The sequence below is a fragment of the Cloacibacterium caeni genome, from assembly GCF_907163125.1.
Taxonomy (GTDB): Bacteria; Bacteroidota; Bacteroidia; order Flavobacteriales; family Weeksellaceae; genus Cloacibacterium; species Cloacibacterium caeni_B.
The window spans coordinates 357468-375053 of record NZ_OU015319.1; the positions used below are offsets into that span (position 1 = coordinate 357468).

Consider the following 17586-nt stretch of genomic DNA (forward strand, 5'->3'; position numbering starts at 1 on the left):
ATAAATTAATTTGTTGGTAAAGGTGCGCCCACTGGAATATCACATCTGTGACCGGGCTGTCCGTGTGCAGGATTCATTCCAGCTGCTATTGTTGTAGAAGAGGTGTTGTTTTGTGGTGTAGCAATAGGAGCAGTGGTAGTGGTTTGAATATCAGTAGTTTTTACCGTTGTAGGTTCTGCTTTTTTAGAATTTAATGGAGCGCCAACTGGGATGTCACATCTGTGATTCGGTTGTCCATGAGGTGGATTCATTCCCGGTGCAGTTGGTTGAGTCTGATTGACTGAAACTGTATTACTTTGTGGAGCAACAGGAGCAGAGTTGTTCATTATGATAGGCGCAGAATTCTGTGCATTTGTCACATTTGATGAATCAGAAGCGCTTTTTTGCTCATAAGAAGCCAATTCAGGAGAAAGGGTTTCAGGAGTTTCATTTTTTTTCTGACAAGAAACTAAAGCGAACGCTATTAGAACTAAAGCTATTTTTGTCATATTTTTATTTAAATCAAAACGTTAATATTAATTGGATAATTTTGTTGGTAAATCTAAGTAAAATTTAGATTTAAATTTTCATAAATTAGCAATACCATATTTTTAAAAACGACCACCATGTTAGAAAACTCACAAATTACCTTTATTTCTGAAATTAAAACCAAGGTAAGAAACGCGCAATACGAAGCCATGAAAGCTGTAAACGTGGCTTTAATTAATTTGTATTGGGAAATTGGTAAATCTATTGCAGAAAAACAATCCGAAAGTTGGGGCAAATCTATCGTTCCTACACTTTCTAAAGAATTACAAAATGAATTTCCAGGAGTTGGCGGTTTTTCGGTAGGGAATCTTTGGTTGATGGCACAGTTTTATTCTGAATATCAATCAGTTGAAAATCTCGCACCATTGGTACGAGAAATTAGTTGGAGTAAGCATATTTCAATTTTAAAAAAATGCAAAAACCCAAAAGAAAGAGAATTCTACATTTTGTCAACCAAAAAATTTGGGTGGACTAAAAACGTGCTAATTCATCAAATTGAAAATAAAACGTTTGAAAAATACTTGCTCAACCAAACCAATTTTGAGGAAACTTTACCCGAAAAAATTAAAAACCAAGCCATTTTAGCGGTAAAAGACGAATATATTTTTGATTTTCTCGGTATAGAAGAAGAACATTCTGAAAGAGATTTAGAGCAAAAATTGATACAAAATATCAGAGCATTTTTGTTGGAATTAGGAAGCGATTTTTCCTTTTTGGGAAACCAATACAAAGTAGAACTTTCTGATAAAGAATATTTTATAGATTTGTTGCTGTTTCACAGGAAATTGCAAAGTTTGGTAGCAATAGAACTGAAAATAGGAGAATTTCTACCAGAATACAAAGGCAAAATGGAATTCTACCTCAATATTCTGAACGACAAAGTAAAACTACCCCACGAAAACGAAGCGATAGGAATTATCATCTGTAAAAGCAAAGACAGAACCATTGTAGAATATTCTCTGAAATCTAGCAATTTACCGATTGGGATTTCTACCTATTCTACTTCGGAGAAATTGCCAAAAAACTACCAAAATCTTTTGCCAAGCAATGAAGAACTATCAGAAAAATTTGAAAATTATTTTAAAAATTTAAAAGATTAATGCGTAACAATGGCAATCTTTTTGCTATAAAAACCAAAAACACACCTTATGAAAACCCCATTTTCTTTTCTCTTACTTTTTCTGTTTTTGCTTGGGTTTGGGCAAAGTCCTGCAATTAAAATATACGTTGCAGATGCAGAAAATGACAAAAACATTGGCAATGCTAAAGTATGTTTAGAAGGCTTTGAAATACCTGCTATAAAAGCGCAGTATAACAAGAAAGAAAAGTACTATTATTTTACAGAAATCCCTAAAAATTATAATACCGTGATGGTTTACCATAAAAAGTATAATGAAAAAGGATTTCAAGATATTAATGGTTTGCCAAAAGAACTAAAGTTTAAACTGCACGAACCATTACAGAATTATTATGATTTTGATTATGAAACTTCTGATGAACAACCCAATAAAAAATTCTATAATTATTATGTAGAAGACCCTTATAAAATAGTGATAAGACCCAAAAAAGAAATGTCTTATAATGATTTTAGAAACTACATTTATAGCTATATAAATGAAAATAATATAGAAATTGAGCCAGTAAATCCTGTTTGGGAAAGATATAAATTAGAAAATAATATTAAAGAAAATTTAGAGCCTTATCCTTCTCTTCATTCTGATTATTTAAACTTTTATGACAAAAATGATGAAAATAAAGTTTGTTATTTTCCATTAGTATCAGGTAGAGCATCTTATAGAGAAAATTCAAATATAAAACTCCAAGAAGAAAGCGTAAATCAAATAGTTTTCTTTTTTGCTAAGAAGAACGGTGACAAATTCTCTAGATTTAATGACAAAATAATTATGAGCTTGAGAATAAATGATAAAATTGTTGTTAGTAATACAATTATTCCTTTAGAAGATATTAAGCATAGAGCAGTTGAAAATTACAAATATTTATTAATAGCAAACAAAGAATTTAATAAAAAATATAATCCAAACTTTAAGTCTGCATTTCCCTTTTATTTTGGATTTTTAGACAATAAAGAATATATTAAAAATAGAATGACGCCAGATTTTGAAATGTCTTATCCTGTTGTAATCTTCGATACTGTAACGTTTAATAATGAATCTGATAATATTTATGCAAAATTATATTATAATCATTCTTCAAGAATTGAGGATTGGAAGATTAAATTATTGTATGAAAACAATTCCATTTCTGGAGGAGTAGGTTTAGGTTTATTAGATGTTTACGAATATTATTATAAAAATTTAAAATAATGAGAAACATACACAACCCCATGAAACACTACTTTTCTTTCTTTTTGGTTTTTGCTTTTTTCTTTGCAAGTGCGCAGAAGAAAGACACTGTTTTTAGACAACCAGATTGTACAAAATTTCATCAAGCAGAAAAAGAAAAATTTGATGTTTTAGAAAAAGATTTTAAAAAGGTAAATTTTTCTAAACTAAACAAGTTAATTATTAACCATATTGATGAAAGTAGATTAAAGAAACAAAACCTAAAAATTTCTTTAATAAAAAGGAAAATGGCTATTTGTGGATGGGATATATTTAGAGATTGTATTTCCAAATATAATTTAACCAATAATTTTTATAATGACATACATTTTTGGAGTTCTGAAACCGTTCTTTTACTGCAAAAAAAGTTAAAAAAGAATATAGTTCCAATTGTATCTGTATATTCAAAGTCGTATTATCATACAAATTATTATAGACATGAATTTTTTACTGTAAACCCTAAAATAATAAATCAATTAAAAGTAAATAAATTTACTTTTGAAAATAAAGATTACATCTATTTTCCCTACAATGAAGAAAAATTAGAAATTAGTGATTCAGATATGATATTTATGTATTTTAAAAACCATTTAAATAAAATAATAGAAGTAGAAATTTACTATAATCAGGAACAAATACCACAAATTCTTAAATTTCAATACACTAATCATAAATGGAAACTTTTTGAAACTAAAAATTAAAAATAAATTTATGAAAACCCCACTTTCTTTTCTCTTACTTTTTCTGTTTTTGCTTGGGTTTGGACAAAAAACGAAAAGTACAAGGAGTAATCAAATTGAAAAATATTGCATCGAACAAAATAAAATTTATTTAGGGCTCGAAAAAGATTTTAAGAAAGTTGATTTTTCAAAACTTTATATCAAAATAGTCTCTGATTTTGATTTAGAAAAAATTAAAGATGATAATCTTGTTTTTTATTTTAGAAATTTGGAAAATGAAAGAATAGGTTTTGTTTTTGAAGATGAATGGATTTGTGGAAATAATAGTTTGAATCCTTTCTATAATCAGACAAGTTTTTGGAACAAGAAGACAATAAAGTATATTCAGAAAAAGCTAAATAAAAATTTAATTCCTTTTTTACAAAGAATTGATGATTATGTTTTTGTTGATAATAACGAAGAAAATTTAAACGAAAAAACTGAATATTATTATTTTAGAGAATCAAAAAAATTAATAGAATTAACAAAAAAACAATCAAAAGGAACTCTTATAAAAAAATATAAAAGATTCGATTCGTCTAATAAAGTTGATACAATAAATGAAAAAAAAGAATTCTACTATTTTCCTTATAACAAAGATAAATTAGAATTGATAACATTACAAGGAGAGAACCAGAATTTTGATACTATATTTTTAGAATTTTTAAATAAACCAGGAAAAATAGTAGTAGTGAAATTTAAATATAATCTTGATGAGCCTATTTCTAAAGATGAGGATACAGTTTACAAAACCTACCAATACCAAAACAAAAACTGGGTAGAAATCCCAACAACAGATGAATACAAATTTTAAAAATTATAACCCCATGAAACCCTACTTTTCTTTCTTTTTGGTTTTTGCTTTTTTGGTGGTGAGTGCGCAGAAGAGTTTAAGAGTTGTTTCACCTTACAGTTTGTCTAATTATGATGAGCTAATAAAAAAATATGAAAACCAAACAAAAAAAAAATCTAGTGAAGTTGTTTTCATAGAAAACACTTATTACTCTGTGAAAAAACTTGATAGTTTACTTCTTATAAAGGATAAATTCAAAAGAGAACAGCTTATTAAAAACGGTGCGAAAACAGAAAATGATATTCTGCCAAATTTGTGGAGAATAAATGATGATATTGTTTTACCATACGCTATTTTTACTCTTAAAGAAAATGATTTTTATTATTATGTAATTGGTAAAAAAGTCTTATTGATGGATAGTAAAACTTTTCATATAAAAATACAGCCAATTGATAATTTTATACAAGAATTTTTAATTGATGATAACAGAAAAATTTACACGAAAAATGTTTATGTAAATAACAAGATAAAATATTCTGATAATTTTAATTCAAAATACAATTATAAAATGGGAAATTCATTAGAATATAATGAAAATAATGAAATAATAAAGTCTTTTGATTGGGATGAAAATGTGAAATACACAATTGAAGAAATTGAGAAAAAATATATGCCAGTTGACAAAGATAATTATACATATTTTGCAAATAGATTTGATGTTAATAAAGTAATTTATGAGAATAAAATTACTTGGCTGGTTAATTCTGGTAATCAAGAAATTTTGATTAATACCGAAAATGGAAATGTAATTAGTAGAAAAATTCTAACTTATAAAGAATGAAAAAAGTACTTTTAATATTCTGTTTTTTAATTCCTTATTTCGTTTTTTCACAAATTAATTATCCAGCAAAAGATAGTTTAGGAAATTATGGCATTATAAATAGTTTTGGAAAATGGGTAGTGCAACCAAAATATTCTTCAATAGGTGAGTTTTTTGATTATCAATATAATAAAATAGATTCTGCAACTGTATTTGTGGAGAATAATTATTACAAGAACAGCAATATTGTAATTTCCAAAAAGTCAGGTTTAATTTCTGAAAAAGGGAAAATATTAATAAAACCAAAATATGATAGACTCATTTGTTCAAAAGGATTATGCTTGGCTACAGATGAAAAGGAAACTTGGATTATAGATTACCAAGAAAAAAAATTAGAAAAGCCTAAAGAAAATTTAGTATATTTAAAAGATTCTGTTATTGTTTTCACTAATAAAGAAAATCAGTTTTTTTATAAAAAAGTGTTTTCTAATAAAATTTTTGGACCTTTTAAAAATGTTTCTTTTTTTTGGGACAAAAAAATGCTATATGTTGATTATGATGAAAGTAAACAATATGATTACAATGGTAATAAAGTCACTATTAATAATGAAGAAGTTGAAGAAGCACCATTTGAAGTTCCTTTTAAAAATGTAGTTTGGAAAGGTAAAAGTTTTGCGTTATTAGATAAAAATAAAAAAATAATTACAGATTTTTATGATAAAATTTATTATCAAAATGGTTCCTATTTAGTGGAAAGTCATCAAAATAAAAATAAGAGATATACAGTATTAAACAAAAAAGGAGAAATTGTTATAAAGTCTTATTTACCAATTATTTTTTTTAGTAGCAAAGCTTCAATTTCTTATGATTCTATAAATAAAAGATTTTATCTTTTAGAGAATAATAAAAAGACATTAATTAAAAATTTATCAGATAAAAATATTTTTGGAAATTTTTATCCATCTTTTAATTCAGATTTGCATCTAATTTATTTTACAGATACCTATACATATTCTTATTTAGACAAAAAAGGAAATATCATTAGACCAGCTTTTACAATAAAACCAGCTTACACAACTTTCACTAATTTTTATAATCATTATGCTTTTGCGCTTAAAGATGGAAAGTGGTATAGAATAAATGATAAATTAGAAATATTAAATGAAATTAATGTTTCAGGCGTTAGAGGTTTTGATTCATACGGAAATACTCAGTTTACAGATAAAAATGAAAATGTTGGCTTGATGAATTATTTGGGAGAAATTATAGTTAAAGCAGAGTATTACAGAATTACAAATGAGAATGATTTCTATTATAGAGTTGCCAAAAGAGATCCAAATCGTGAAGGATGGGAATTATTTTATTACACAGATTCTAAAGGAAATTATTTAGATAATAATATAACTGAAGCACAATTTTTTTATGCTAAAAATTATTTTGTTATCTATAAAGATTATGATTATTATTTTTATGATTACAAAAATAATTATTTGGGAAGTAGTAGATTAGGTTTAACTTTAGACGTTCCTCAAAACAAAGTTTTTGAACAAAGAGATAATAATGAATAAACTGAAATTATTAAATTTTCACCTTCCGCAGTAAATCTAACAAAGTGGTTCGACGAAGTCAATCTAAACTAATATTTCCACAAACTTTGTAGAGTTTCTTTCAGAATGACAAACTAACCGTCTAAATCCCGACTCCCAACTCCCGACTTCGGACTTCCGTCTTCCCAAATATTTTCATAAATTCGCAACACAAAATTTTAATGAAAGAATGAATTATTTAGAAGGATTAAACGAACCTCAGTATGAAGCAGTTACCACTTTGCACGGACCATTGATGGTTTTGGCAGGAGCAGGTTCTGGTAAAACGAGAGTTCTTACGATGAGAATTGCACATTTAATTACCAACGGAATTGATCCTTTTAATATTTTGGCGCTTACTTTTACCAACAAAGCCGCCAAGGAAATGAAACTGCGTATTGCTAAAGTAGTAGGAGAAGGAAATGCCAAATCTCTTTGGATGGGAACTTTCCACTCGGTTTTTGCCAGAATTCTGAGAAGCGAAGCGCATTATCTCGGTTTTCCTTCTAATTTTACCATTTATGACACGCAAGATTCTCTGAATGTTCTCAAAAAAGTCTTGAAAGACCTCAATATTGACCAAGAATTATACAAACCTAAAAAAGTTCAGTCCAGAATTTCTACCTATAAGAATAATCTCATCACGGTTCGTGCGTACAATAATAATCCTGAATTAATCGAAGCAGACGAACGTGCAAACATGAAATACATTGGCAAAATCTACGAGAAATATGTAGAACAATGTTTCAGAAATGGCGCGATGGATTTCGATGATTTACTCTTGAGAACAAATGAATTATTGACGAGATTTCCAGAAGTTTTAGCCAAATATCAAGATAGATTCAGATATATTTTGGTAGATGAGTACCAAGATACCAACCATTCTCAATATTTAATTGTAAAAGCACTTTCTTCAAAATTTGAAAATATTTGTGTGGTAGGAGATGATGCACAGTCCATTTACTCTTTCCGTGGTGCTAATATTTACAATATCCTGAACTTCAAGAAAGATTATCCAGATGCCAAAACGGTTTCTCTGGAGCAAAACTACCGTTCTACACAGAATATTGTGAATGCTGCGAATGTAGTCATTGCCAAAAACAAAGAACAGTTCAAGAAAAATGTATTCAGTGATAATGAAGTAGGCGATAAAATAAAGGTTTTCCGAGCGCTTTCAGATGCAGACGAAGCCAATTTTGTGGCGAATAACATTTGGGAACAGCACAACGCGAACCAAAGAAAATTTACAGATTTTGCCATTTTATATAGAACCAATTCCCAAACCAGAGCTTTCGAAGATGCGCTGAGACGTAAAAATATTCCGTACAGAGTTTATGGCGGTTTAAGTTTTTATCAAAGAAAAGAAATTAAGGATTTGGTGGCGTATTTAAGACTTTTGGTCAATGAAAATGACAGCGAAGCTTTGCTTAGAGTCATTAATTATCCCACTCGTGGAATTGGAGAAACGACTCAGAATAAATTGATTGTTTTTGCAGATTCACAAAATGTGAGTTTGGCTAATGTTTTAGATAATTTAGGAATTTATGCACCACATTTAGGTTTTAACAATGGCGTGATTTCTAAGTTGGCAGATTTTTGGAGCATGATTAAAGCCTTCCAAGTGATGCTGAAAACCGAAAATGTGTATACCGTTGCAATGGAAGTTGCCCAAAGAAGTGGTTTAATCAAGTTTTTGAAAGACGACCAAACTCCTGAAGGAATTTCTAGAGTAGAAAACGTTCAGGAACTCATGAACTCTATGCAAGGTTTCATAGAGGAGCAGCAACAATTAGAAGATGGAGACCCAAGTTTGTCGAGTTTTCTAGAAAACATCGCCCTTTCTACAGACCAAGACAAGAAATCTGAAAACGAAGACCAAGTTTCTTTGATGACGATTCACTTGTCAAAAGGATTGGAGTTTCCAGTGGTTCATTTGGTAGGTTTAGAAGAAAATCTTTTCCCGAGTTTTATGAGTTCTTCCACGCGTGAAGAGTTGGAAGAAGAGCGAAGATTATTCTACGTAGCTTTAACCAGAGCCGAAAAACAGGTTTTCTTTTCTTACGCCGTTTCCAGATTTCAATGGGGAAAAATTACAGATGCAGAACCTTCCAGATTTTTAAGCGAAGTAGACGAAGAGTATATAGAATTCTTAAATCCAGCCGTAGAAAGCAGATTTGTGAATAAATCTGGTTTGAGTTCTGATATTTTTGGTGATAATTCTTTTGAGCCGAGAACTTTCAAAAAAATTGAAAAGAAGAAGCTTTCTTCTTCTGAACCTGAATCTTTGCCTTTACCTAAAAAATTAAAACCGGTTGCTTCAGCAAAAATCATCAACCCGAGCGGAAATTCTTCTCAAGATATTGAAGTAGGAGACAGAGTTCGTCATGATAGATTTGGAGTAGGAGAAGTAGTTTTTCTTGATGGAACTGACCCAGAAAATATTAAAGCTAAAGTGAAATTTGTAACTGAAGGAGAAAAAAATCTAATCCTGAAATTTGCAAAACTGACGAAACTATAAACGATAAAACGTGCAAATAAGCACGTTTTTTATTTTTAATCAGAATTTCTAATTGTTCTTTGCGAAAAATCTTCGAGTCTTTGCGTGAAATTCATAAACTTTATTTCACCAATTCTTCAAAAAGTCTGTCAAAAGTTTGGTCTAAATCTTTAGATTTTCCGGGATGAGGTCTTGAGGTTTGAATGACTGCGCTTCTTACTGCAGTGAGCCAACGAAAACGTTCAGGAATATCTAGCAAAGCAATTGGGCCGCCTTCTTTTTCGCCTTTGGCAACTTTTTGAAAGTTTTCCAGATTTTTAAAAACTTCATCGTAATCTAATTTGCTGTGCATCAGTTGGAATTTGTCTTTACAAAGATAAAATTCTACTCTTATGTATTTTTCTTTCTTAGAAAACATCACCAATCCTATGTTGAAAAATTCTTCTCTTTCAACCTTAGGAACCAATCTTATTACTGCGTATTCGTAAATTTTATCCTCTTGCATTTTTGGCTTCGTTTAAAAAGATTTCTGAATGTTCTAATCTGGTTTTCAAGAAATTAAAATAAATTTCTCGTATTTCTTCTGGCGTTTCATCGGCGTCATTCCATTGCAACCAATCTTCAGGAATTAAATTCACAATCGCTTTGAAAACGTCATCCTTTAAAACCGATTTTGCAAAGACATCTGCTTCGTCTAATTTGCTGGCTTGAGGAAGCAAAACGTGGTCTTTTACATATTTAAAAGGTGTTTTCGCAGCTGTATCAAAATTTTGCCAAGAGTGATGGAAATAGAAAGAAGCTCCATTATCAATCACCCAAAGTTCTTTGTGCCACCAAAGCAAATTGGTATTCTTGAAAGTACGGTCGATATTGGTAATAAACGCATCGAGCCAAACAATTTTAGAAGCCAAAAGCGCATCGATTTTCATACTTGGATCGTATGCAATAGCTCCAGAAAGATAATGCAAACCTAAGTTTAAGCCTTCTGAAAATTTCAGTAAATCCTGAATTTCTTCATCGGCTTCGGTTCTCCCGAAATCTACATCTAGATTCGCAAAAACCAATTCTGGAATTTTCAAACCTAGAATTTCAGCGATTTTTCCGCCCAAAAGTTCAGAGATCAGCATTTTAACACCGTGACCAGCGCCTCGAAATTTCAAAACGTATTTAAAATCATCATCCGCTTCTGCTAATGCAGGCAAACTTCCACCTTCACGAAGCGGAAGAATGTAACGCATTACCGTAACGTTCCTTAAATTCAAATCTTTCATTGAGTCAAAAATACGATTAAATTTAAAATTTCTCAAAAATAAAAACTTCAATACCAACTTCTCACAAATTTCTTCCAACTTCTGACTTCCGACTTCTGACTTTTCCCTATCTTTGTTTTTATGACAAATTCTGACAAAAGACTTTTTCTCATCGATGCTTATGCGATGATTTTCCGCGGTTATTACGCCCTGATTAGAAATCCTAGATTAACTTCTAAAGGTTTTGATACGTCTGCTATTTTTGGATTTACCAATTCATTAATTGAGTTGATTAGAAGAGAAAAACCTACACATTTGGCTGTGGTTTTTGATGTAGGAAAAGAAAATGTGAGAACCGCAGATTTTACAGAATACAAAGCCAACAGAAGTGACACTCCAGAAGCGATTAAAAACGCAGTTCCATACATTCACAGGATTTTAGAAGCCATGCATATTCCAATTTTGGGAGTAGAAGGTTATGAAGCAGATGACGTGATAGGAACCATTGCCAATAAAGCCGAAAAAGAAGGGTACACCACGTTTATGGTAACGCCAGATAAGGATTTTGCGCAGTTGGTTACCGACAAAATTAAAATCTACAAACCGGGTTTAAAAGGTGGCGATGTAGAAATTTTAGGCGTAGAAGAAGTTAAAGCTAAATACGAAATTGAAGACCCAAAACAAGTCATCGATTTTCTGGCAATGATGGGAGATGCTGTGGATAATATTCCAGGATTGGAAGGAGTGGGCGAAAAAACTGCTATGAAATTTTTGAAAGAATTTGGCAGTATAGAAAATCTTTTGGCAAACACTTCTCAACTGAAAGGAAAACTGAAAGAAAAAGTAGAAAATTCTGCAGAAAGAGGGATTTTGTCAAAAAAATTGGCAACGATTATTTGTGACGTTCCCGTTGAATTCCACCAAGAGCAATACGATTTAGATATTCCAGATTTTGAAAAAGTTCGTGAGATTTTTGACGAAATAGAATTTAGAAGATTGTATGAAAATCTGTACAGAGCATTTCATAATGAGCAATCAGCAATCAGCAATCAGCAATCAGCGAATGAAAGTGATTCAAAACCAGTCTCGCAGAAAGCGGAAAGCGGAAAGCAGAATGCTCTACAATTAGACCTTTTCGCAGATTTCGAAGCGCTAGAACAATCTACTTCTACTACGCTCAATATCGAAACTACGGATAAAATTTATCAATACATTGATACCGAAAAAGCTCAGAAAATTTTAGTCAAAAATCTTTTGGCACAAAAAGTAGTTTGTTTTGACACAGAAACTACTTCGCTTAATGAAATGGAAACCGAACTTATCGGGATGAGTTTCTGTTACAGAAAAGGATTGGCTTATTACATTCCGATTTCTGAAAACCAAGAAGAAGCAAAGAAAACGTTAGAAATTTTCCGTCCGTTTTTTGAGAAAAAAGAGATTTTAAAAATCGCTCACAATCTTAAATTCGATTATAAAGTTCTGAAACATTACGGTGTTGAAGTTGAAGGAGCGATTTTTGACACGATGATTGCCCATTATCTTCTAAATCCAGACGGAAGACACGGAATGGATTATCTATCAGAGATTTACCTCAATTATAAGCCTGTTTCTATTGAAAGTTTAATTGGCAAAAAAGGCAAGAACCAAGGAACATTGCGTGATGTTTCGCTAGAAGAACAAACCAATTACGCTGCCGAAGATGCAGATGTAACGTTTCAACTCTATGAAATTTTTGCGCCTCAACTGAAAAAAGAAGGGGTAGAAGATTTGTTTTATCACATCGAAATGCCATTAATGCGCGTTTTGGCAAAAATGGAATTTGCGGGAATTTCTTTAGACGAAAATTGGTTAATTCAAGAAAGCAAGGATTTAGAAAACGACTTGAAAAACCTTGAAACCAAAATTTTTGAACTCTGTGGAGAAGAATTTAACATGAATTCTCCGAAACAACTCGGCGAAATTTTATTCGAAAAGTTAAAATTAGACCCGAAAGCGAAAAAGACCAAAACTGGTCAATACGCTACTTCGGAAGATATTTTGCAGAAATTGGCTTCTAAACATGAAATTATCCAATATATTTTAGAATACAGAACCTACCAAAAATTGAAGTCAACGTATGTAGATGCATTGCCGAATCAGATTGACAAAGACACGAAAAGAGTACATACCAACTTTTCGCAAACTACAGCTGCTACAGGAAGATTGGCTTCTCTGAACCCGAATTTACAGAACATTCCGATTAGAACTTTGCGTGGTCAACAAATTCGTGGAGCTTTCGTAGCAGATGAAGGAAACAAACTTATTTCTGCCGATTATTCTCAGATAGAATTGCGCTTGATTGCAGAAATTTCTGGCGAAGAAAATATGATTAAAGCCTTCCAAAATGGCGAAGATATTCACGCTTCTACTGCGGCAAAATTATTTAAAATCCCAATCGAAGAAGTGACCAAAACACAGCGTTCACAAGCCAAAACCGTGAATTTTGGGATTATTTATGGTCAAGGTGCGTTTGCTTTGGCAGAACAAACTGGACTTTCGCGAACGGAAGCAAAACAACTCATTGATTCTTACTACGAAACCTATCCGAAATTGAAAGAATTCATGGCTGAACAAGTTGCGAAAGCTAGAAAATTAGGATATGTAGAAACAATTTTGGGTAGAAAACGCCATTTGCAAGACATCAATTCTAATAATTTTGTGGTAAAAGGTCACGCCGAAAGAAATGCTGTAAACGCACCGATTCAAGGTTCTGCGGCAGATATTATCAAATTGGCGATGATTAAAATTCAGGAAGTTCTGGAACAGGAACATCTGAAAACTAAAATGCTCTTACAAGTGCATGACGAATTGGTTTTTGAAGCACCAGAAAACGAAGTAGAAATCGCCAAAAAACTGATTAAAGAAAATATGGAAAACGCCTACAAAACTGAAGTTCCTTTATTAGTGGAAGTTGGCGTGGGTGAAAATTGGCTGGAAGCGCATTGATTTTGAGTGGGAGAATGGTAGAGTTAGAAAATTGGAGAGTTTGCTTTTCTAAAAATTCAAAATTTATTTTAAAAATTGCTTCGTAGAAGCAAAAGTTTTGTAGAAAAAAATGTAGAATTTGAAAGGAAGTTCCGTAGGAACGACAGATTTTTAAGATTTGGAATTTATTCCAAACATTAGAGAGTTTAATAGATGTTTTTGCTTCGGAGAAGCAAAAGGCTTGTAGAAAAAAAATGTAGATTTTGAAAGGAAGTTCCGTAGGAACGATAGATAATTTGAGGTTTGGAATTTACTCCAATAACAAGTATTAGTTTCAATAGGAACGGGCTTTAGCCCGTTTTCAAAATAAAAAAAATCAATTGGCTTTAGCCAAAATTTAAAAAATACCAAATACCAAATACCAAAATACTAATTACTAATCAAAAAAAAATATGAAAACAGTAGTTCTTTACGAAACCGCTCCAGATACAACTATGGAAAAAATGATGGAAATTTTTCCTGCGCATCAAGCCAATGAAGAAATCTTTGTAAAAGCTGGAAAAATTCTAGGAATTGGTCCGTTTGCAATTCCGGGAGAAGGAGCGATGGCTATTTTTACTGATAGAGAATCTGCCGAAGAATTTGTAAAAGGCGACCCATTTGTAACCACAGGTTTGGTTTCGAAAGTAATCATCAAAGAATGGCATGACGAATTAATGTAATCCATGAAGTTTCTTATTATAATTCCCGCTCACAACGAAGAAGAAAACATACTTCCGTGTTTAGAATCGCTGAAAAATCAGACGTTTCATGATTTTAAATGCGTCATTGTGAACGATGGTTCTACGGATAAAACTCGAGAAATTGTAGAAAATTTTATTAAAAGTGTCACGCTGAGCGGAGTCGAAGCGTTAAGTTTCAAAGTTTTAAATTTAGAAAAATCCGAACATCAACCCGGCGCAAAAGTCGTGAGAACTTTCAATAAAGGTTTAGAAACCGAAAATTTAGAAAATTTTGACGTGGTTTGTAAATTCGATGCAGATATTATTTTCCCTGAAAATTATTTAGAAAAAATCAACGAAGTTTACGAGAAAAATCCAAACGCAGGAATGGTTTCTGGGTTGGTTTACATTAAAAAAGATTCCTCGTTCCTCGGAATGACAAAAAGAAATTCTGTCATTCTGAATGAAGCGCAGCGAAATGAAGAATCTAAAAGCGATTTTACAATTTCACAACTTCACGATTTTACCAATCAAAATGAATGGATTTTTGAAAATCTGTCTTCTAAAAATCATGTTCGTGGTCCTATAAAATCTTACCGAAAAGAAGTTTTCCAGAAAATGAATGGTTTGAGAGCGGTTCTCGGTTGGGATAATATCGATGTGATGTTGTGTAAAATGCACGGATTTGAAACAGTAACACTTCAAGAACTTTGGGTGAAACATCTTCGCCCAACTGCCTATAAATACAAATCTCAAAAAGCCCAGAAATTGGGAGAATATTTCTATAATATTGGACTTAATTTTCCTTTGGCTGCTATTTCTTCGGCAAAATCTTCGTTGAAAAATAAATCTATTTTTGAATTTTTTATCACCATGAAATCTTTTTTGAAAAAGAAAAACGATAGAATTTTAACGAAAAAAGAAATTGCGTTTATTAGAAATTTGAGGTGGAATGAAATAAAGCAAAAATTCACGTAATTCCACGTAGGGACAAGTCGTGACTTGTCCGAAAAACCAAAGGTTTTCAATGTGTATAAATCCAAAAACCAAATTTCAGAAAAAATTAAAAATGCAAGGAAGAAAACGAAATAGAAAATTAGATTTTGATTATTGGTCAGAAGCTATTTATTTTGTTACGATTTGCACACAAAATAGAGTTCATTATTTTGGGAAAGTTGAAAGCGGTAAAATGAATTTGAGTAATTTTGGAAAAGTAGCTTATGAAAAATGCATTTGGTTAGAAAATCAATATCCTTATGTAGAAATTCATAATTTTATTATCATGCCCAATCATATTCACATACTTTTTGAAATAAATAAAATTGATAAAGAGGTGAAAATAAAATCTGTTTCATCTTTAATAGGCGCCTATAAAATGGTGGTTTCTAAAGAAATTCATTTGCATGGAAATATTGATTTTTCTTGGCAAAGGTCATTTCACGATCATATTGTAAGGTCAGAAAATAGTTATGAAAATATTTACAATTACATCACAAATAATCCTGAAAATTGGAAAAAAGATAAATTTTATGGAAATTAATAAATGCACAAACATTTGTAGGGGCAAGTCGCGAATTGTCCAAAATTCCAAAAAACATTTTATTATTTGTCCTAATTTTATTTTTGAAAACCTACGGTTTTCGGACAAGTCACGACTTGTCCCTACGATAATAATGATGTTTTTTTGTATTTTATTTTCCGCACAAAAAAAGGTAGATTTAATTGTTCACAATGCTAGAATTTACACCGTAAATCAGAATTTTGATATTGCTGAAGTCATGGCGATTTCCAAAGGAAAAATTGTAGCTATTGGAGGAAAAGAGATTCTAAAAAAATATACTGCAACTCAAAAAATTGATGCTCAAGGAAAGCCCGTTTATCCGGGTTTTATAGATGCGCATTGCCATTTTACAGGTTATGCAACAGATCGTTGGAAAAGTGATTTGGTTGGCACTAAATCTTGGGAAGAAATTGTAGGAAAAATCAAAAAATACAGCGAAACGGCTCATAAATTTTGGTTGTATGGAAGAGGTTGGGATCAGAATGATTGGGCGGTAAAAGAATATCCAACCAAAGAAAAATTAGATGAATTGTTTCCTAATCGTCCGGTTTATTTAAAAAGAGTGGATGGTCACGCTGCCATTGCCAATCAAAAAGCCTTGGATTTGGCTAAAATTACAACCGAAACTAAAATTTTGGGTGGAGATATTGAACAAAAAAACGGAAAATTAACCGGGATTTTAGTTGATAATGCCATGGATTTGGTAGAAAAAGTGATTCCAGAGATTGAAGATGATTTGGCCATCAAATATTTCGGGGAGTTGCAAAAAGAATGCTTTGCTTTCGGTTTAACTTCACTTCATGATTGCGGGATTTCTGAGCATACTTTGTCGCTTTTAGAAAAATCTCAGAAGCAAAAAGTGTTAAAAATGAATGTTTTTGCGCTTTTAAGTGACAATCCTGATTATTATGAAAAATGGACTAAAAAAGGTCGCTACACGAACGGAAAAATCACAGTTGGCGGTTTTAAAGTTTATGCAGACGGAGCTTTGGGAAGTAGAGGAGCATGTTTGTTAAGCGATTATCACGATAAACCGAAATGGAGAGGTTTTCTATTAAGTGAAAAATCTCATTTTGAAAATTTAGCTAAAAAACTGGTTAAGAGTGATTTACAGATGTGTACTCACGCCATTGGTGATTCTGCCAACCGAGAAATTCTAAAAATTTATGGTGATGTTCTAAAAGGTAAAAACGATAAAAGATGGAGAATAGAACACGCGCAAATTGTAAATCCAAATGATTTTCAATATTTTGGAAAATATAATATTGTTCCGTCTGTTCAGCCAACTCATGCTACTTCAGACATGTATTGGGCGGAAGAAAGATTGGGAAGTGAACGCATTAAAACAGCGTATGCTTATCAAGATTTATTGAAACAAAATGGTTGGGTTGCGTTGGGAACGGATTTTCCTGTGGAAGACATCAATCCGTTTAAAACGTTTTTGGCTTCACTTGCTAGAAAAGATGCTCAGAATTATCCAGAAAATGGTTTCCAAAAAGAGAATGCTTTAACCAGAGAACAAACCTTGCGTGGAATGACCATTTGGGCAGCGAAATCGGTGTTTCAAGAGAAAGAAAGAGGAAGTTTAGAAGTAGGTAAAAATGCAGATTTTATTATTTTGAACCAAGATTTAATGAATATTGATGAGAAAGATATTTTGAAAACGAATGTTTTAAAAACTTTCGTTGATGGAAAAATTGTTTTTATAGATTTGATTTATGATATAGAAAATTCTGCGCCAGGTTATCTTGATATTAAAAAACCAAAGATAATAGAAAATAAAAATCCGCAGATAAAATAAAAT

15 protein-coding genes and 1 pseudogene are annotated in these 17586 nt (G+C 31.4%); 13 read left to right on the forward strand and 3 right to left on the reverse strand.

Annotated features, from left to right (window positions below; all coding sequences use genetic code 11):
- Positions 1-5 precede the first annotated feature (5 nt).
- Positions 6-488 (reverse strand): hypothetical protein, encoded by a 483-nt coding sequence (locus KKQ79_RS01655; protein WP_213188680.1) that lies wholly within the window; start codon positions 486-488, stop codon positions 6-8.
- Between the two features lie 117 nt (positions 489-605).
- Between KKQ79_RS01655 and KKQ79_RS01660 the strand changes: the two genes are divergently transcribed.
- The 8 genes and pseudogenes from KKQ79_RS01660 (at position 606) to KKQ79_RS01690 (ending at position 9306) form a co-directional block, all read left to right on the forward strand.
- Positions 606-1628: a PDDEXK nuclease domain-containing protein gene (locus KKQ79_RS01660; RefSeq protein WP_213188681.1), complete on the forward strand. Its 1023-nt coding sequence runs from the start codon at positions 606-608 to the stop codon at positions 1626-1628.
- 48 nt (positions 1629-1676) lie between these two features.
- Complete coding sequence (locus KKQ79_RS01665; protein ID WP_213188682.1) at positions 1677-2852, forward strand: hypothetical protein; 1176 nt, start codon at positions 1677-1679, stop codon at positions 2850-2852.
- On the forward strand, positions 2852-3571 hold the full coding sequence (locus KKQ79_RS01670) for a hypothetical protein (protein ID WP_213188683.1): 720 nt from the start codon (positions 2852-2854) through the stop codon (positions 3569-3571). The genes KKQ79_RS01665 and KKQ79_RS01670 overlap by 1 nt, the downstream gene beginning before the upstream one ends.
- Complete coding sequence (locus KKQ79_RS01675) at positions 3555-4403, forward strand: hypothetical protein (protein WP_213188684.1); 849 nt, start codon at positions 3555-3557, stop codon at positions 4401-4403. Before KKQ79_RS01670 ends, KKQ79_RS01675 begins: the two co-directional genes overlap by 17 nt.
- A 100-nt stretch (positions 4404-4503) precedes the next feature.
- The gene (locus KKQ79_RS01680; RefSeq protein WP_213188685.1) at positions 4504-5223 is read left to right on the forward strand and encodes a hypothetical protein; all 720 of its coding nucleotides are present in this window, start codon (positions 4504-4506) and stop codon (positions 5221-5223) included.
- A pseudogene (locus tag KKQ79_RS14005) lies at positions 5220-5519 on the forward strand (WG repeat-containing protein); the annotation flags it as partial. The gene KKQ79_RS01680 and the pseudogene KKQ79_RS14005, both read left to right, overlap by 4 nt.
- A gap of 24 nt (positions 5520-5543) precedes the next feature.
- Positions 5544-6770 carry a WG repeat-containing protein gene (locus KKQ79_RS01685; protein WP_250131167.1) on the forward strand — a complete coding sequence of 409 codons (1227 nt, stop codon included), beginning with the start codon at positions 5544-5546 and terminating at the stop codon, positions 6768-6770.
- A 208-nt stretch (positions 6771-6978) separates the two neighbouring features.
- The gene (locus tag KKQ79_RS01690; RefSeq protein WP_213188687.1) at positions 6979-9306 is read left to right on the forward strand and encodes an ATP-dependent helicase; all 2328 of its coding nucleotides are present in this window, start codon (positions 6979-6981) and stop codon (positions 9304-9306) included.
- A gap of 100 nt (positions 9307-9406) precedes the next feature.
- Here the strand turns inward: KKQ79_RS01690 and KKQ79_RS01695 are convergent, their stop codons facing one another.
- Together KKQ79_RS01695 and KKQ79_RS01700 are read right to left on the reverse strand one after the other, a co-directional pair.
- Positions 9407-9790 (reverse strand): DUF3037 domain-containing protein, encoded by a 384-nt coding sequence (locus KKQ79_RS01695; RefSeq protein WP_213188688.1) that lies wholly within the window; start codon positions 9788-9790, stop codon positions 9407-9409.
- Entirely contained in the window at positions 9777-10556 is a 780-nt protein-coding gene (locus tag KKQ79_RS01700) for a HipA family kinase (RefSeq protein WP_213188689.1), read from the reverse strand. The genes KKQ79_RS01695 and KKQ79_RS01700 overlap by 14 nt, the downstream gene beginning before the upstream one ends.
- A 120-nt stretch (positions 10557-10676) precedes the next feature.
- Here KKQ79_RS01700 and polA point away from each other — a divergent pair, with 120 nt between their 5' ends.
- From polA to KKQ79_RS01725, 5 genes are all read left to right on the forward strand, one after another.
- Entirely contained in the window at positions 10677-13520 is a 2844-nt protein-coding gene (gene polA / locus KKQ79_RS01705; protein WP_213188690.1) for a DNA polymerase I, read from the forward strand.
- A gap of 431 nt (positions 13521-13951) precedes the next feature.
- Positions 13952-14221, forward strand: coding sequence for a YciI family protein (locus tag KKQ79_RS01710; protein WP_213188691.1), 270 nt, complete (start codon positions 13952-13954; stop codon positions 14219-14221).
- A 3-nt stretch (positions 14222-14224) separates the two neighbouring features.
- Complete coding sequence (locus tag KKQ79_RS01715) at positions 14225-15199, forward strand: glycosyltransferase family 2 protein (RefSeq protein ID WP_213188692.1); 975 nt, start codon at positions 14225-14227, stop codon at positions 15197-15199.
- A 91-nt stretch (positions 15200-15290) separates the two neighbouring features.
- Positions 15291-15761 carry a transposase gene (locus tag KKQ79_RS01720; protein ID WP_213188693.1) on the forward strand — a complete coding sequence of 157 codons (471 nt, stop codon included), beginning with the start codon at positions 15291-15293 and terminating at the stop codon, positions 15759-15761.
- A 133-nt stretch (positions 15762-15894) separates the two neighbouring features.
- Positions 15895-17583 (forward strand): amidohydrolase, encoded by a 1689-nt coding sequence (locus KKQ79_RS01725; RefSeq protein ID WP_213188694.1) that lies wholly within the window; start codon positions 15895-15897, stop codon positions 17581-17583.
- Positions 17584-17586 lie beyond the last annotated feature (3 nt).

What these genes read in the sequence shown, in the direction of transcription:
- KKQ79_RS01655 (WP_213188680.1), bottom strand. Translation starts at nt 488, where the DNA reads ATGACAAAAATAGCTTTAGTTCTAATAGCGTTCGCTTTAGTTTCTTGT.
- KKQ79_RS01660 (WP_213188681.1), top strand. Translation starts at nt 606, where the DNA reads ATGTTAGAAAACTCACAAATTACCTTTATTTCTGAAATTAAAACCAAG.
- KKQ79_RS01665 (WP_213188682.1), top strand. Translation starts at nt 1,677, where the DNA reads ATGAAAACCCCATTTTCTTTTCTCTTACTTTTTCTGTTTTTGCTTGGG.
- KKQ79_RS01670 (WP_213188683.1), top strand. Translation starts at nt 2,852, where the DNA reads ATGAGAAACATACACAACCCCATGAAACACTACTTTTCTTTCTTTTTG.
- KKQ79_RS01690 (WP_213188687.1), top strand. Translation starts at nt 6,979, where the DNA reads ATGAATTATTTAGAAGGATTAAACGAACCTCAGTATGAAGCAGTTACC.
- KKQ79_RS01695 (WP_213188688.1), bottom strand. Translation starts at nt 9,790, where the DNA reads ATGCAAGAGGATAAAATTTACGAATACGCAGTAATAAGATTGGTTCCT.
- KKQ79_RS01700 (WP_213188689.1), bottom strand. Translation starts at nt 10,556, where the DNA reads ATGAAAGATTTGAATTTAAGGAACGTTACGGTAATGCGTTACATTCTT.
- polA (WP_213188690.1), top strand. Translation starts at nt 10,677, where the DNA reads ATGACAAATTCTGACAAAAGACTTTTTCTCATCGATGCTTATGCGATG.
- KKQ79_RS01710 (WP_213188691.1), top strand. Translation starts at nt 13,952, where the DNA reads ATGAAAACAGTAGTTCTTTACGAAACCGCTCCAGATACAACTATGGAA.
- KKQ79_RS01715 (WP_213188692.1), top strand. Translation starts at nt 14,225, where the DNA reads ATGAAGTTTCTTATTATAATTCCCGCTCACAACGAAGAAGAAAACATA.
- KKQ79_RS01720 (WP_213188693.1), top strand. Translation starts at nt 15,291, where the DNA reads ATGCAAGGAAGAAAACGAAATAGAAAATTAGATTTTGATTATTGGTCA.
- KKQ79_RS01725 (WP_213188694.1), top strand. Translation starts at nt 15,895, where the DNA reads ATGATGTTTTTTTGTATTTTATTTTCCGCACAAAAAAAGGTAGATTTA.